At 65.2% G+C, this 15,915-nt stretch carries 16 protein-coding genes; 11 read left to right on the forward strand and 5 right to left on the reverse strand.

Annotated elements, in window-relative coordinates; all coding sequences use genetic code 11:
* Positions 1-87: 87 nt before the first annotated feature.
* The 6 genes from R3175_RS03890 to R3175_RS03915 all read left to right on the forward strand — a co-directional run bounded on the left by R3175_RS03890 (position 88) and on the right by R3175_RS03915 (position 6,156).
* Complete coding sequence (locus R3175_RS03890; RefSeq protein WP_318942555.1) at positions 88-1,185, forward strand: sensor histidine kinase; 1,098 nt, start codon at positions 88-90, stop codon at positions 1,183-1,185.
* The gene (locus R3175_RS03895) at positions 1,182-1,943 is read left to right on the forward strand and encodes a LytTR family DNA-binding domain-containing protein (RefSeq protein WP_318942556.1); all 762 of its coding nucleotides are present in this window, start codon (positions 1,182-1,184) and stop codon (positions 1,941-1,943) included. Before R3175_RS03890 ends, R3175_RS03895 begins: the two co-directional genes overlap by 4 nt.
* A gap of 91 nt (positions 1,944-2,034) precedes the next feature.
* Positions 2,035-2,976: a hydroxymethylbilane synthase gene (gene hemC, locus R3175_RS03900; protein WP_318942557.1), complete on the forward strand. Its 942-nt coding sequence runs from the start codon at positions 2,035-2,037 to the stop codon at positions 2,974-2,976.
* Positions 2,957-3,763 carry a uroporphyrinogen-III synthase gene (locus R3175_RS03905; RefSeq protein WP_318942558.1) on the forward strand — a complete coding sequence of 269 codons (807 nt, stop codon included), beginning with the start codon at positions 2,957-2,959 and terminating at the stop codon, positions 3,761-3,763. The genes hemC and R3175_RS03905 overlap by 20 nt, the downstream gene beginning before the upstream one ends.
* Positions 3,764-3,808: 45 nt before the next feature.
* Entirely contained in the window at positions 3,809-4,921 is a 1,113-nt protein-coding gene (locus tag R3175_RS03910) for a uroporphyrinogen-III C-methyltransferase (RefSeq protein ID WP_318942559.1), read from the forward strand.
* Positions 4,918-6,156 (forward strand): heme biosynthesis protein HemY, encoded by a 1,239-nt coding sequence (locus R3175_RS03915; RefSeq protein ID WP_318942560.1) that lies wholly within the window; start codon positions 4,918-4,920, stop codon positions 6,154-6,156. Before R3175_RS03910 ends, R3175_RS03915 begins: the two co-directional genes overlap by 4 nt.
* Positions 6,157-6,192: 36 nt before the next feature.
* Here R3175_RS03915 and R3175_RS03920 read toward each other — a convergent pair whose 3' ends face one another.
* The 3 genes from R3175_RS03920 to rho form a co-directional block, all read right to left on the reverse strand.
* On the reverse strand, positions 6,193-7,197 hold the full coding sequence (locus tag R3175_RS03920; RefSeq protein ID WP_318942561.1) for a 2Fe-2S iron-sulfur cluster-binding protein: 1,005 nt from the start codon (positions 7,195-7,197) through the stop codon (positions 6,193-6,195).
* A 1-nt stretch (position 7,198) separates the two neighbouring features.
* Positions 7,199-8,680: a 4-hydroxy-3-polyprenylbenzoate decarboxylase gene (gene ubiD / locus R3175_RS03925; protein WP_318942562.1), complete on the reverse strand. Its 1,482-nt coding sequence runs from the start codon at positions 8,678-8,680 to the stop codon at positions 7,199-7,201.
* 147 nt (positions 8,681-8,827) lie between these two features.
* Positions 8,828-10,090 (reverse strand): transcription termination factor Rho, encoded by a 1,263-nt coding sequence (rho, locus tag R3175_RS03930; protein ID WP_318942563.1) that lies wholly within the window; start codon positions 10,088-10,090, stop codon positions 8,828-8,830.
* 440 nt (positions 10,091-10,530) lie between these two features.
* Between rho and moaB the strand changes: the two genes are divergently transcribed.
* From moaB to R3175_RS03950, 4 genes are read left to right on the forward strand one after another with little or no spacing between them, the layout of a single operon-like run.
* On the forward strand, positions 10,531-11,103 hold the full coding sequence (gene moaB, locus R3175_RS03935) for a molybdenum cofactor biosynthesis protein B (protein ID WP_318942564.1): 573 nt from the start codon (positions 10,531-10,533) through the stop codon (positions 11,101-11,103).
* Positions 11,103-12,317, forward strand: a complete 1,215-nt coding sequence (gene glp, locus R3175_RS03940) for a gephyrin-like molybdotransferase Glp (RefSeq protein ID WP_318942565.1) — start codon at positions 11,103-11,105, stop codon at positions 12,315-12,317. The genes moaB and glp overlap by 1 nt, the downstream gene beginning before the upstream one ends.
* Positions 12,318-12,319: 2 nt before the next feature.
* Complete coding sequence (moaD, locus tag R3175_RS03945; RefSeq protein ID WP_318942566.1) at positions 12,320-12,586, forward strand: molybdopterin converting factor subunit 1; 267 nt, start codon at positions 12,320-12,322, stop codon at positions 12,584-12,586.
* A 1-nt stretch (position 12,587) separates the two neighbouring features.
* A complete protein-coding gene (locus R3175_RS03950; protein WP_318942567.1) occupies positions 12,588-13,043 on the forward strand; it encodes a molybdenum cofactor biosynthesis protein MoaE in 456 nt (151 codons plus the stop codon).
* A 24-nt stretch (positions 13,044-13,067) separates the two neighbouring features.
* Here the strand turns inward: R3175_RS03950 and mobA are convergent, their stop codons facing one another.
* Together mobA and trxA are read right to left on the reverse strand one after the other, a co-directional pair.
* The gene (gene mobA, locus R3175_RS03955; RefSeq protein ID WP_318942568.1) at positions 13,068-13,643 is read right to left on the reverse strand and encodes a molybdenum cofactor guanylyltransferase MobA; all 576 of its coding nucleotides are present in this window, start codon (positions 13,641-13,643) and stop codon (positions 13,068-13,070) included.
* A 77-nt stretch (positions 13,644-13,720) separates the two neighbouring features.
* Entirely contained in the window at positions 13,721-14,047 is a 327-nt protein-coding gene (trxA, locus tag R3175_RS03960; protein ID WP_318942569.1) for a thioredoxin TrxA, read from the reverse strand.
* A gap of 359 nt (positions 14,048-14,406) precedes the next feature.
* Here trxA and ppx point away from each other — a divergent pair, with 359 nt between their 5' ends.
* Entirely contained in the window at positions 14,407-15,915 is a 1,509-nt protein-coding gene (ppx, locus tag R3175_RS03965; protein ID WP_318942570.1) for an exopolyphosphatase, read from the forward strand.

Here is a 15,915-nt window from a genome sequence, read left to right on the forward strand (position 1 = left end):
CACTGGTTACCCATTTGCGGACGTGGATGAAATCGGGGGATTATAGCATTCTATGGAGCCCACCCGGCAGCCCAGGCGAATTTGCCCATGACCAGCAAACGCAAGCATCCCAGTAGCCAACGCCACGACCGGCCGGTCACCGACGACTTCTTCGTGCCGGACCTGTGCCGGGTGCGCGCGGTGTTCCTGCTGTTGATCACCAGCGAACTGATGGTGATGCTGCTGGCGGTGATGCACAGCAGCACCCGCTGGATCGACTGGAACTACTTTGGCCTGCTGTCGCTGTTTGTGCAGTGGACGGTGCTGACCAGCGCTGCCTGCATCTGCCTGCTGCGGGGCTGGCTCAGCCGGTTTTCCGACGCCGGCGCCACCGCCCTGATCACCCTAATCGTGCTGGCGGATGTGTTCGCCTTCAGCCTGTTTGCCGACAACATGCTCAACCCCCAACCCGGCGTCACCGGCTGGCTGGCCATCGGCAAGAAGCTGCTGGCCGCCGCCATCCTCACGCTGATGGTGCTGCGCTACTTTTACCTGCAACACCAGTGGCAGCAGCAGCGTCAGGCCGAGATGCAGGCTCGCCTGGCCGCCCTGCAGGCCCGCATCCACCCCCACTTCCTGTTCAACAGCATGAACACCATCGCCAGCCTGATCAGCAGCCGGCCGGAACAGGCGGAGGATGCGGTACTGGACCTGTCGGAGCTGTTCCGGGCCAGTCTGCGCGCCCAGGACCGGCTGATCAGCCTGGAGGAGGAACTCAGCCTGTGCCGACGCTACCTGATGATCGAAGGACTGAGGCTGGGCGACCGGCTGCAGGTGGAATGGCGGATCGCCCCCGAACTGCATAGCCAGGCCATCCCGCCCCTCACCCTCCAGCCGCTGGTGGAAAATGCCATCTACCACGGCATTCAACCCTGCCCGCAAGGTGGTACCCTCCGCGTCGAGGGTTACCGTCACGGTGGGTCAGTCTACATCCTGGTGCAGAACCCCAGGCCCGACACCGACCAGAGCCGGCATGACGGCAACCGGATGGCACTGGACAATATCCAGGCGCGCCTGCGCGCGCTGTTCGGGGAAACCGCCGTGCTCAAGCAGAGCCATCAGCAGCACACCTACACGGTGACCCTGCGCCTTCCCCACCAGGACGTACCCACACTGCCGCGACAACGGACCCGACTGAGCGCATGATCAACACCACACCCCGCAACGTACTGATTGCCGACGACGAACCCCTGGCCCGGGAACGCATCCGGCGCCTGGTGGAGGCCCTGCCGGATTACCGGGTGTGCGGCGAAGCCGGCGACGGTCACGAGGCACTCGACCAGGTGGCCCGTTGCAATCCGGACGTGGTGCTGCTGGATATCCGCATGCCGGGCATGGACGGCATGGAGGCCGCGGAGCGCCTGGCCGCCCTGGACAGTCCGCCGGCGGTGATTTTCTGCACCGCGTACGATCACTACGCCATCAGCGCGTTCGAGGTTCAGGCCGTGGCCTACCTGCTCAAGCCGGTGCGGCGGGAGGACCTGGCCGACGCTCTGGCCCGGGCAAGCCGGATCAACCGGCTGCAGCTGCAGGCCCTCCAGGCCCGCGACCGCAATGGGGGCGAGCAGCTGGCCGTGAAGAGCCACCGCGGCACCGAGTTGATCGAGATGGGTCAGGTCTATTACTGCGAGGCGGATCAGAAATACGTGACCGTCCACCACAGTCAGGGCGAGACCCTGACCGACCACACCCTGAAGGAACTGGAGGCCCGTTTCCCCGACCACCTGTTGCGCATTCACCGGCATACCCTGGTGGGGGTGCGCTACATCCGCAGCCTCACCCGCGATGGCGATGGCCACTGGTTTCTGGAACTGACCGATCGGCACGCCCGCTTGCCGGTGAGCCGACGCCACGCCAGCACGGTGCGGGAATGGCTTAACGAGCACCTCGCCGGCCAGGGCTAAGCCCGGCCCCGGGCCTCGCCGCGCGGGACTTTTTGCCGTCAACACGTTACCCTTGTGGAACACTTTTCAGCGAGCCGACACAGCAGCCATCATGTCACAACGAACCATCCGCATTGCCACCCGCAACAGCGCCCTGGCCCTCTGGCAGGCCGAGTTCATCAAGGCCGAACTCGAACGCCTTCATGATCACATCACCGTTGAGCTACTGGGCATCAAGACCCAGGGCGACAAGATCCTTGATGTTCCGCTGGCGAAGATCGGCGGCAAAGGGCTGTTCGTCAAGGAACTGGAAGAAGCCATGCTGGATGGCCGGGCCGATCTGGCCGTACACTCCATGAAAGACGTGCCCATGGAATTCCCGGAAGGCCTCGGCCTGGTCGCCATCTGCAAACGGGAAGACCCAACCGACGCGTTTGTCAGCAACCGCTACCACAACGTCGACGAGTTGCCCCGGGGCGCCGTGGTGGGCACCGCCAGCATGCGCCGGGAAGCCCAGCTGCGCGCTCACCGCCCGGACCTCCAGGTACGGACCCTGCGCGGCAACGTCAACACCCGGCTCGCCAAGCTCGACGCCGGCGAGTTCGATGCCATTGTCCTGGCCAGTTCCGGGCTAAAGCGCCTGGAGTTCCACGACCGCATTCGCTCAACCCTGCCCGACACCCTGTCGCTGCCGGCGGTGGGACAAGGTGCCCTGGGCATCGAGTGCCGGCTGGATGACCGCGAACTGGTGGAACTGCTGGCCCCGCTCAACCACCCCGACTCCGCCGACCGGGTGCGGGCCGAACGCGCCCTCAATCGACGGCTGGAGGGCGGCTGCCAGGTGCCCATCGCCGCCTACGCCCTGCTGGAAGACGACGACACCCTGTGGCTGCGGGGCCTGGTGGGCTCGGTGGACGGCAAGGAGATCCTTCGGGTGGAAGGCCGCGCGCCCCGGGCCGAGGGCGAGCGCCTGGGCCGGGAACTGGCCGAAGACCTGCTGGCCATGGGCGCCGACCGGGTACTGGCGGACATCTATGGCCACACCCCCAAGTAAGCCCCCCCTGGCCGGACACCGGGTGCTGATCTGCCGGCCGGAACCGGAGGCCAGCCGCCTGGCCGCGCGCTTCCAGGCCGCCGGCGCCGATACCCGGATCGTGCCTCTGCTGGAGCGTCAGTCGCTGCCCGACTCCCCGCAGCGGCGCAGCCTCATTCAGAACATCGACCAGTTTCAGCATGTGATCGCCGTGAGCCCCTACGCCGCCCGGCTGTTGCTGGAATCGCTGGACACCTGGTGGCCACAACTGCCAGTGGGCATCCACTGGTATGGGGTTGGCGGCGGGACCGCCCGGGTGCTGGAGCAGGCCGGCCTCGCGCCTCACTGGCCCCGCCAGGGCCATGACAGCGAAGCGCTGCTGGCCTTGCCGGAGCTGCATGCGGTATCCGGTGAAAAGGTCCTGCTGGTGCGCGGGGAGCAGGGACGGGAAGTGCTTGCCGACAGCCTGCGCCAGCGGGGCGCCGAGGTCACTCCGCTCGCGCTGTACAGCCGGCATTGCCCGGCTCAGGCCCGCGCCACCCTGCCCCAGGCCCTGAACACCTTCAACCCGGATGCCGTCATTGCCCTGTCCGGAGAAACATTGAACAATTTCATCGCGCTGGGGGAGAATACCGACCATACTTTGGGTCAGCGACTGCTGGTGTTACCGGTTCCGCGAGTGGCCGATCGGGCCTCCGCTGCAGGGTTCCACAACCTCTGCATTCCGGCCAGCCTGCAGGACGATGACATTGTGGCCGCGGTCACCCAGTCCCTGTCCCGCGCCAACGACAGTGACCAGCGAGCCTGACAACGCCACCGCAACCGGGGTCTACGACAAGCCAAGCAAGTAAGGATGCCTGTGACCGATTCGAACAGCCAACTGCCCGCACCGATCGACTCCCATTCCCCGCAACGCCCCCGGCTCTGGCCGATGTGGCTGGCCGTCCTCATTGTCCTGGCGCTGTGCATCGCACTGGGACTGTGGAACTGGCAGCAATCGCAGCGCCAACAGATGCTGCAGCAGACCCTGGCCCACGTTGAGGACAACAACCAGCGCCTGCAACAACAGCTCGGCACCCGCAGCGGCGAACAGACGGACCGCCTGCAGGCGCTTGCGCAGGGCCAGACCGCCCTGCAGGAACGGCTGGCCACCCAGCAGCGCCAGATCGATCACAATGCCCGCGAACTCCTTGCCGCCGGTAATCGCACCCGCACCGACTGGCTGCTGGCCGAGTCCGAATACCTGCTGCGCATTGCCAACCAGCGGCTACTGATCGAGAAAGACATTCGCGGCGCCCTGGCGGCCCTGGAGGAAGCCGACAAGGTGCTCCGGGCATCGGATGATATCGGGGTCTACCCGGTCCGCCAGCAGATCGCCAAGGAAGTGCTGGCCCTCAAGGCCATCGCCGACGTGGATCGCACCGGCCTCTACCTGACCCTGGAGGCCGCCATCGACAGCATCCATCAGCTGACCGATGAGAGCCTGATCAAGGACCGCGCCCCGGGGTTCATCGCGCCGCCGCCGGAGCAGATCGAAGAGGCCCAGCCCGGCGTGTTCGCCCGGGCATGGCGACAGGTCAAGGCCACCCTCAGCAACGTGGTGGTGGTGCGGCGGATGGATGAGCCGGTGCAGCCACTGATGTCACCGGACCAGAGCGCCTATGCCCGGCTCAACATGCAACTGATGCTGGAGGAGGCGGAAATGGCGGTTCTGCGGGGCAACCAGACGCTCTTCCAACGCGCCCTGACCAAGGCTCGCCAGGCCCTGGAGCAATGGTATGACGGCACCGACCCCAGGGTCAGCGCCCTGCTGACGACCCTTATTGAGCTGGAGGGGAAAACCATCGACCCGGAGCTGCCGGACATCAGCCAGTCCCTGCAGCTGCTCAAGGCCCGGCTGGCCGGACGACTGAACACTGGCGGCGACTCAGCGGCTGATGGGGACAACGGAGGGGACGCATCATGATCCGCTGGTTGCTGGTTGCGCTGACGGCCCTGCTGTTGGGCACGGCCCTGGCCATGGGTCTGCAGTACGACCTGGGTTACATCCGCATCAGCCTGGGCCACTACCTGGTGGAAACCAATTTCTGGGTGGGCGCCGCCCTGCTGGCCCTGTTGGTGGCGGGCATTGTCCTGGCCCTCGGCCTCGCCCGGCGTCTCAGGCGCCGCACCGGCCTGATGACCGGCTGGCTGGCCCAGGGCCACACCCGCCGGGCCCGCCGCCGCACCACCCAGGGCCTGCTGGCGCTGGCCGAGGGCAACTGGCCGCGGGCCCGCAAGCTGCTGGAGGCCTCCGCCAGCCACGCCGATACACCGCTGATCAACTATCTGGCGGCCGCCCAGGCGGCGTTCGAATCCGGCGAGCACGACGACGTCGACGAACTGCTGCGCAAAGCCTTTGAGAGCACCCCCGGCTCGGACATGGCGGTGGGCATCACCCAGGCCCAACTCCAGCTTGCCGGCAACCGGCTGGAGCAGGCCCTGGCCACCCTGGTGCGACTGCGCAAGCAGGCGCCCCACCACCCCTTCGTGCTCAAGCTGCTGAAGAACGCCTATGTCCGGCTGGAGGACTGGCGCGAGCTGTCCCGGCTGTTGCCGGAACTGCGCAAGCGGGGGCTGGTATCCGACGATGAACGGGAGGAGCTGGAGCGCACCATCTGGCACAACCTGATGCAGAAAGCGGCGGCGGAGTGCCGGCGCCAGTCCGACAGCGGTGCGGCCTCGCTGGCGCCGCTGACCCGGCTGTGGGACGAGCTGCCCGGCATTGTCCGCCGGGACGAGCACACCATTCGCGAGTACACCAGCCTGCTGGCCGAGCTGGGCGACGAGGCCCAGGCGGAGACGCTGCTGCGCAAGGTGCTGCGAAACCACTGGAGTGACGAGCTGGTTAACCTGTACGGGCGCATCCAGGGCGCCAAACCGGATGAGCAGTTGCTGGCCGCCGAACGCTGGCTGCAGGACCGCCCCAACAACGCCGAACTGCTGCTCGCGCTGGGACGGCTAAGCCTGCGCAACGAGCTGTGGGGCAAGGCCCGGGAGTACTTCGAGACCAGTCTGCGGCTGCGCCGCAGCCGCGAGACCATGGCGGAACTGAGCCGCCTCAATGCCCACATGGGTGAGGAACAGACCAGCGTCAAGCTGTTGATGCAGGGGCTGGTCAAGGACAGCGGACTGCCCGACCTGCCCATGCCCAAGGCCTAAGGAGCCTCTGATTAACTCCGAGGGCATAGGCGCCGGTTACTGGCGCGGGGCGTATTCCAACACGTCGGAGAAGAAGGCAGACTCCGGTAGCCCTACCGCCAGCAGTGCGTCCATCAAGGCATACACCATGGTGGGGGAGCCGCTGGCGTGCACTTCCACGTTACGCCAGTCCGCACCGGAGGCCAGCACGGCCCGTACCAGCTGGTCGTGGTGACCGCTCCAGTCGTTGTCCTCGCTGTCCCCCACCACCGGCACGAAGGTGAATGGCGGCCAGTCCTCCTGCCACTGCTGGGCCAGCGCCTGCAGGTACATGTCATCCTGGCGACGAACGCCCCAGTACAGACGGATGGGATGGTCGTACCCGGTTTCGCGCAGGTAGTCGATCAGGCTCTTCATCTGGGCAAAACCGGTGCCCGCCGCAATCAACAGCAACGGCTTGTCCGGCGCCGCGGCCAGACAGGCCTTGCCGTGTGGCATTTCGATGGTCACCGAGTCCGCCGACTTCAGGGCGTCGATGATGCGCTGGGCCGACTGCCATTCGGCGGCGGCCTGGATGTGCAGCTCGATGTGCTGGGCGGATGGGCTGCTGGCAATGGAAAAGTAGCTCGGCTCACAGTCCGGCAACAGCACCGACAGGTATTGTCCGGCATGGAAGTTCAGCTCCCGGCGCCGCGGCAGCTTCAGCTCCACCCGGTAGACGTCATGGCTGATGGGGCGGACCTCCACCACGGTGGCCTGCATCTGTTGCGGGGAATTCTGTCCTGCTGCCATAACGGCGTCGTTCTCCAGTTCGAGCGGCCCCAGGGCCTGGCTGCGACACAGCATCAGGCATGCGGCCGGGGAAATTGTCTGTTGGGTGCGGGTATTCAGCGCTCGGCCTGCCACCAGGCGGGCTTCGCACAGCTCGCACACGCCATTGCGGCAGGCCGAGGGCACCGCAATCCCCGCCTCTGCGGCGGCGCTGAGCAAATCCTGGGTCGGCGACGCCGTGAAGGCCAGTGCCGATGGCCGCAGCAGGATCCGGTAACGACCGTCCGTCACCTCAGCCACCCGGTTCCGCGTCGATGCCCAGCTGCCCCCACAGCTCGTCCACCCGCGAACGCACCGCATCGGTCATGGTGATGGGGGTCCCCCATTCCCGGTCGGTCTCGCCAGGCCACTTGTTGGTGGCATCCAACCCCATTTTGGACCCCAACCCGGCCACGGGCGAGGCAAAATCCAGGTAGTCTATGGGTGTATTCTCCACCAGGGTGGCATCCCGCGCCGGGTCCATGCGGGTGGTAATGGCCCAGATCACGTCGTTCCAGTCCCGGGCGTTGACATCATCGTCGGTGACAATAACAAATTTGGTGTACATGAATTGGCGCAGGAACGACCATACCCCCATCATCACCCGCTTGGCATGGCCGGCGTACTGCTTCTTCATGGTCACCACCGCAAGCCGGTAAGAGCAGCCCTCCGGCGGCAGGTAGAAATCCACCACTTCCGGAAACTGCTTCTGCAGGATCGGCACAAACACCTCGTTGAGCGCCACCCCGAGAATGGCCGGCTCATCCGGCGGCCGGCCGGTGTAGGTGCTGTGATAAATAGGCTCCTTGCGGTGGGTGATGCGCTCCACGGTGAACACCGGGAACTGCTCGACCTCGTTGTAGTAGCCGGTGTGGTCCCCGAACGGGCCTTCCGGCGCCATGTCCTCCGGATAGATAAAGCCTTCCAGCACAAGCTCGGCGCTGGCCGGCACCTGCAGGTCGCTCAGCCCCGCCTTGACCAGTTCGGTCCGGCCACCGCGCAACAGTCCGGCGAAGGCGTACTCGGACAGGGAGTCCGGTACCGGCGTGACGGCGCCCAGGATGGTGGCGGGGTCGGCCCCCAGGGCCACCGCCACCGGGAAGGGCTCGCCCGGGTGGACCTTCTGCCATTCCTGGAAATCCAGTGCCCCGCCCCGATGGCTCAGCCACCGCATGATCAGTCGATTGCGACCGATCAGTTGCTGACGGTAGATACCCAGGTTCTGACGTTCCTTGTGGGGACCGCGGGTAATCACCAGCGGCCAAGTCACCAACGGCGCGGCATCGCCGGGCCAGCAGTGCTGGATGGGAATCTGGTACAGGTCGACCTGATCCTTCTCCACCACCACCTCCTGACAGGGGGCCGAGCGCAGCACCTTCGGGCTCATCTTCATCACCTGGCGAAACACCGGCAATTTCTCGATGGCGTCCTTGAAGCCCTTGGGCGGATCCGGCTCCTTGAGAAAGGCCAACAGCTTGCCGATCTCCCGCAGCGCCTCCACGCTGTCCTGTCCCATGCCCATGGCGACCCGCTTCGGCGTGCCGAACAGGTTGGCCAGCACTGGCATGCGGTGGCCCTTGGGATTCTCGAACAGCAACGCGGGGCCACCGGCTCGCAGGGTGCGATCGCAGATCTCCGTCATCTCGAGGTAGGGATCCACTTCCACGCTGATGCGCTTTAGTTCGCCCTGTTGTTCGAGCTGGTCGATAAAATCACGCAGATCGCGGTATTTCATGGTTGGCTCCGGGTTGCGTTCCTGCCTGGGGAGTCAGTGGTTGTGGGTTCGGGTACAAAACCAGATGGGGGAGCTCCAAGTCGACAAAGAGCTCCCCCATCCGGTTGCTTAAGCAGTTGAAGTGGCCACCAAGGGCAAAACTCTGGCTTAACGACGCTTCATCGACTGGAAGAATTCGTCGTTGGTCTTGGTCTCCCGCAGCTTGTCGAGCAGGAACTCCAGGGACGCGGTGTCATCCTCCATGGAGTGCAGCAGCTTGCGCAGGATCCATACCCGCTGGATGTCGGCCTCGCTCATCAGCAGGTCTTCACGACGGGTGCCGGAGCTGCGGATGTTGATGGCCGGGTAGGTCCGCTTCTCGGCGATGCGGCGGTCCAGGTGGATCTCCATGTTACCGGTGCCCTTGAACTCCTCATAGATGACCTCGTCCATCTTGGAGCCGGTGTTGACCAGCGCGGTCGCCAGGATGGTCAGGCTGCCGCCCTCCTCGACGTTACGCGCCGCACCGAAGAATCGCTTGGGCTTCTCCAGGGCGTGGGCGTCGACACCACCGGTCAGCACCTTGCCGGAGGACGGGATCACGGTGTTGTAGGCACGGGCCAGACGGGTGATGGAGTCCAGCAGGATCACCACGTCCTTCTTGTGTTCCACCAGGCGCTTGGCCTTCTCGATCACCATCTCGGCCACCTGTACGTGGCGCGCGGGCGGCTCATCGAAGGTGGACGCGATGACTTCGCCACGCACCGTGCGCTGCATCTCGGTCACTTCCTCAGGACGCTCGTCGATCAGCAGCACCATCACGTGACACTCCGGGTTGTTCCGGGTGATCGACTGGGCGATGTTCTGCATCATCAGGGTCTTACCGGCCTTGGGCGGAGAGACGATCAGGCCACGCTGGCCCTTGCCGATCGGGGCCACCAGATCCAGCACCCGGGAGGACAGGTCCTCGGTACTGCCGTTGCCCGCTTCCAGCTGCAGCCGCTCTTCCGGGAACAGCGGCGTCAGGTTCTCAAACAGAATCTTGTTGCGAGCGTTGTCCGGCTTGTCAAAATTGATTTCGTTGACCTTCAGCAGGGCAAAATAGCGCTCACCGTCTTTCGGCGGGCGAATCTTGCCGGCAATGGTGTCGCCGGTACGCAGGTTGAAGCGGCGGATCTGGCTGGGCGACACGTAGATGTCGTCGGGGCCGGCCAGGTAGGAGGCATCCGCCGAGCGCAGAAAGCCGAAACCGTCCTGCAGGATCTCCAGGACGCCGTCGCCGTAAATATCCTCACCGCTTTTGGCGTGTTTTTTCAGGATCGAGAAGATAACGTCCTGCTTGCGGGAACGGGCCAGGTTATCGAGCCCCATTTCCTGCGCGATGTCGAGCAGTTCGGGCACGGACTTCTGCTTGAGTTCAGTAAGATTCATAAGTTGTTAGACATTCAAGAATGGAAGTAAACAGGGTTAATTAGATGGGACAGGGGAAACCACACTGGCCTTCCGGGCCATGTCAGGGGCCATCAAATAAAGAAAATGGAGCAAAGGCCAGAGGCTGAGAGAGTCATCCCCCCCTGATGGAAAGTCATCAACGCCCATTAAAATGGTCGCCAAGGTCTCTCACAAAGGGTCGCTCACTCCTGGTACAAGAGCTGTCAGCCCGTCAGACGGACTGATCTTTCACCAGTTCATTGTGCAATGTCAAGTACCGGCGGCCTCAAATCGCTGATCATTATAGCAACAACCCGGGGCATTACCAGCCCTTCCAATCCCGACCAGCGATCAGGATACTGAGAGCTTAAGCGAACAACGCCGCCACAACAAGGGCGAACCAGCATCGCAGCCATTAAACCATGGGAGCACCGCAACGGATGACCAGCCACAGCCAGTCCGACACCAAACCCCTGAACCTTGCCATTCTCACCGTTTCCGACAGTCGCGGTGAAGCCGAGGACACCTCCGGCCAGTACCTGGAGGATCAGGTACTGGAAGCCGGCCACCGGCTGATGGTCCGCCGCATCCTGCCCGACGACATCTACCTGGTGCGGGCGCTGATCTCCGAATGGATTGCCGCCCCGGACATCCACGCCGTCATCATCACCGGCGGCACCGGTTTCCATGAACGGGACAGCACGCCCGAGGCGGTCCAGCCCCTGCTCGACAAGACCATTGACGGCTTCGGCGAGGAATTCCGCCGCCTGTCCCAGGAGGACATCGGCAGCTCCACGGTCCAGTCCCGGGCCTTCGGCGGCCTGGCCAACCACACGGTGATTTTCTGCCTGCCCGGCTCCACCGGCGCCTGCCGCACCGGTTGGGAAGGCATCCTGCGGGAACAGCTGACCAGCACCCACAAACCCTGCAACTTCACCGGCCTGATCCTGCGCAAACCCGACCGGCCGGTGCACCGGCTCAAGGAGACCATTGGCAACAGGGCGGAACGCTGATGGCCGGACAGCACCTGACCCCCGTTGACGAGGCCATCGATCTGTTGCTGACCCACGCCCGACCGGTCAGCGACCGTGAAACCATTCCACTGTCGGCCGCCCTCAACCGGATTCTGGCCGAGGACATCGTCGTTCCCGCCGACGTGCCGCCGGCGGACAACAGCGCGGTGGACGGCTACGCGGTGCGATCGGCGGACCTGGAAGCCGGCCAGCCGCTGCCGGTGCGTGGCCGGATTGCCGCCGGCCAGGCTCCGGAGCCCCTGGCGGCGGGGTCCGCGGCACGCATCTTCACCGGCTCGGAAGTCCCCGAAGGCGCGGATGCGGTGATCATGCAGGAACAGGTCACCCTGCAGGCCGGCAACCTGGTCACCGCCACCGCTCCCAGCCCGGGACAGAACATTCGCCGACGCGGCCAGGACCTGCGCCAGGGCGAGGTGGCCCTGCCCCGGGGCCACCGGATTCGACCCCAGGAACTGGGCCTGCTGGGCTCGATGGGCGTGGCCGAAGTGCCGGTCTTCCGTCGCCTGCGGGTGGCGGTGCTGACCACCGGCAACGAGCTGGTGGACCCGGGGGAGCCCCTGGCCGCCGGACAGATCTACAACTCCAACCGCTACACCCTGCTGGGTCTGCTGGCGGAGGCAGGCTGCGAGGCCGTGCTGTGCCATTCGGTCGCCGACAGCCGGCGGGAAACCGAACAGGCCCTGGAGCATGCGGCCCGGGAGGCCGACCTGATCATCACCAGCGGCGGCGTGTCGGTGGGCGAGGAGGACCATGTCCGCGCTGTCCTCGAGCAGCAGGGCGGCCTCAACCTGTGGCGCCTGGCCATCAAGCCCGGCAAGCCTTTGGCCTTCGGGCACCTCCATCAGACCCCGGTGCTCGGATTGCCCGGCAATCCCGCCGCCGTATTGGTAACCGGCCTAGTGGTGGCCCTGCCCTACATCCACCGTTGCCAGGGCCGCGAACCTAGCCCGGTCATCGGCCAGCCATGGCCCGCAGGCTTCGAGGTGCCCCGCCCCTCCGTCCGGCGGGAGTATGTGCGCGCGCGGCTGGAGCAGATCGACGGCGTGACGCGGGTGACCGCCTACCCCAACCAGAGTTCCGGCATGCTCAGCTCCGCCTGCTGGGCCGACGGCCTGGCGCTGGTGCCCGAGCACACAACGGTATCGACAGGTGATACCATTACCTATTATGCCTTCAGCGACTTACTGGGGTAATCATGACCAGCGACTCCCCCACCATCACGGTGAGATATTTTGCCCGCCTGCGGGAGCACCTGAACACCGACTCGGAATGCCTGGCAATCGGTGACCGGACCACGGTCCGCGATGTCCTCGCCACCCTGGTGGAACGAGGCGGCCGCTGGCAGGAGCTCGACAGCGACCGCCCCGTGCTGGTGGCGGTCAACCAGGCGATGGCCAAGACCAGCACCGCGCTGACTGACGGTGACGAAGTGGCTTTCTTCCCCCCGGTCACCGGAGGCTGAGATGGTCATTATCCAGACCGCCGACTTTGACCACGCCGAGCAGTATCAGGCCCTGCGGGCCACCGGCCCGGCCACCGGAGCCATCGCCACCTTCACCGGGCTGGTGCGGGACTTTGGCGACTGCAGCCAGGTCAGGGGACTGTTCCTGGAGCACTACCCTGGGATGACCGAACGGGTGATTGAAGACCTGATCCAGCAGGCCGCCCAGCGCTGGGACGTGCAGGCGGCGCGGGTGATTCACCGGGTTGGCGAGCTGGCACTGGGCGATCAGATCGTGTTTGTCGGCATCTGCAGCGCCCACCGGGGCGATGCCTTCGCCGCCTGCCAATTCGTCATGGACGCCCTCAAGACCAGCGCGCCGTTCTGGAAGAAGGAACTGGCCGCCGACGGGGACCACTGGGTGGAGCAGAAGGATTCGGATCTTGCCCAGGCCCGGCAGTGGCGGGACGACTCCTGACAAGCTGACCGGCGCATGCCTCGCCTACTCGGCAAGATCCTCCGGGCGGTTGCGGTTAACCAGCGCCTCGGCGAAGGCGTCGCAGTTCACTGCCCGGGCCGCTGCCGCCCGGGCAAAGCCATAAACCCGCCTATCCCCCGCCCGCAACCGCTGTTCCAGCACCCCCTGCAGAGCCACCGGATAGACTCCATGCAGGGGATGGCTGCGCCCGTCGCACTCGGCGATCACCGGATGATGGGGGGCCTCGCGGTAGGCCGCCAACAGGGTTTCAAACAGCCCGACGGTGACCCCCGGGGTGTCGCAGGGACACACCACCACGGCCTGACAGCCCTCGGCCGCGGCCGCCCGCAGTCCGGCCAACAGGCCGGCCAGCGGCCCCTGGCCGGCAAATTCCGGGGGATCGGCCACCAGCTGGAACGCCAGGGTGCGGTAAAACGGCTCGGAGCGGCCAGTGCTGATCAACACCCGTTCCACCACCGGCGTTAGCGCATCCACCACCCAGGCCGCCATCGGCCGGCCCCGCCAGGGCTGACGCCCCTTGTCGACGCCGCCCATGCGCCGGGCCTCGCCGCCCGCCAGCAACAGTCCCGCTATCGCCATCAAATCACCGTCTCCGGAGCACAAAAAAACCGCCCATGACCTGCATCAGGGGCGGTTTTGACACTGGCCGGTCCCGATCAGAGGTTGCTGTCGAGGAACGCCGCCAGCTGGGACTTGGACAGGGCACCCACCTTGGTGGCGTCCACGTTGCCGTTCTTGAACAGCATCAGGGTCGGAATACCACGGATGTTGAACTTGGGCGGAGTCTGCTCGTTTTCATCAATGTTGAGCTTGCAGACCTTCAGCTTGCCCTCGTACTCTTCGGCAATTTCCTCCAGAACCGGCGCTATCATCTTGCACGGGCCACACCACTCGGCCCAGTAGTCCACCAGCACCGGCGTGTCTGCCTGCAGCACGTCCTGCTCGAATGACGCATCGGTTACGTTTACGATAGTTCCGCTCATTGCCTTTTCCTGATTCCGGCACACTCGCGACAACCCGGTGACGGCATTGCCTGTCGTGTGCATTGACTGGGTTGACGGCACACCGGCCCGGGCCGGCTGCCGCTCATTCACATTACGCGATACTTTACGCGATTGATCAGCCGAATGTGAAGCGCTTCCGTGTTGCGACCGGCCGGAGACACCCCACCGCTGCGGCCATTCACCCGTATCGGGCCCGCCTTGCTGACAGTCCACCGGGGTTTCGCTTATAGTTAACCCAACGGGCCACTTCCATGCCCACGGCCTGGCGGATCGCCGATCATCAGCCGGGGCGCCATTCCCAAGTCAATATAAGGCCTGGCAAGAGGATTTCAAGACACGTGACGGAACCAGACACCGCCACCCCGCCCGAGCTGCTTGCAGCCATCGACATGGGCTCCAACAGCTTTCACATGGTGGTCGCCCGCCTGGTCCATGGCGAGATCCGTACCCTGGAAAAAATGGGGGAGAAGGTGCAACTCGGCGCCGGGCTCGACGACCGGAACCGACTGACCGAAGAGGCCCAGCAACGCGCCCTGGCCTGCCTGAGCCGGTTCGCCCAGCGGCTGAGCGGCATGCCGGCGTCGGCGGTGCAGATCGTCGGCACCAATGCCCTGCGGGTCGCCCGCAATGCCAACGAATTTATCCATCGGGCGGAAGAGGTGCTGGGGTTTCCGGTGGAGATCATTGCCGGTCGCGAGGAGGCCCGCCTGATCTACCTGGGGGTCTCCCACACCCTGTCGGACGACGCCGGCCGCCGGCTGGTCATCGACATCGGCGGCGGCAGCACCGAGTTCATCATTGGCGAACGGTTCGAAGCCCGGGAGCTGGAAAGCCTGCACATGGGCTGCGTGTCGTTCCGCAACCGCTATTTCCAGGACGGCAGGATCACCCGACGACAGCTGGACCGGGCCATTACCCACGCCGCCCAGGAACTGCTGCACATTCGTCATCAGTACCGCAAACTGGGCTGGAGCAGCGCCGTCGGCTCGTCCGGCTCCATCAAGGCCATCGCCAACGCCCTCGCCGCGCTCAAGATCACCAATGGCACCCTGACCTACAAGGCCATGAAAGAGCTGCGCAAGCGGTTGGTGGACATGGGCCACGTCGACCGGCTGTCGGAAATGGGCGTGCGCACGGAACGTCACAGCATCTTTCCCGCCGGCTTTGCCATCCTGATGGCGGCGTTCGAGTCGCTGGGCATCGAAGAAATGAGTTACGCCGATGGCGCCCTGCGGGAAGGCCTGCTGTACGACATCGTCGGCCGTATCCAGCATGAGGACGTACGGGAGCGGACCATCCAGGCCCTGCAGGAACGCTACCACGTCGACCAGGACCACGGCCGCGCGGTTGAGGAAACCGCCATTGCCGCCTGGCAGCAGGTGGCCAGGAATTGGGGCATCGACTCGCCCAATGACGAGGACGTCCTGCGCTGGGCCTGCCGGCTGCATGAGATCGGCCTGACCATTTCCCACAGCCAGTACCACAAGCACGGCGCCTACCTGCTGCGCTACTCCGACCTGCCCGGCTTCTCGCAGCAGTTCCAGAAGGACCTGGCCACCCTGGTACGGGGTCACCGACGCAAGTTTGCCAACGCGGTATTCGACGATGCCGATCCCGAGGACTATGGTCGCCTGCGCTACCTCTGCGTCCTGATCCGCCTGGCGGTGCTGATCCAGCATTCCCGCAACCAGGAGCCGCCCCCGGAGCTGCGGCTCGAGGCGGAGGCGGACCGGCTGACCCTGAGGTTCCCGAAGGGGTGGCTGGACGAACGGCCACTGACCCTGGCGGACCTGGAGAACGAGCGGGACTACCTGACCAAGCAAAACCTGGAGCTGGTGATCCGGTAA

Source organism: Marinobacter sp. (assembly GCF_033722735.1).
GTDB lineage: Bacteria > Pseudomonadota > Gammaproteobacteria > Pseudomonadales > Oleiphilaceae > Marinobacter.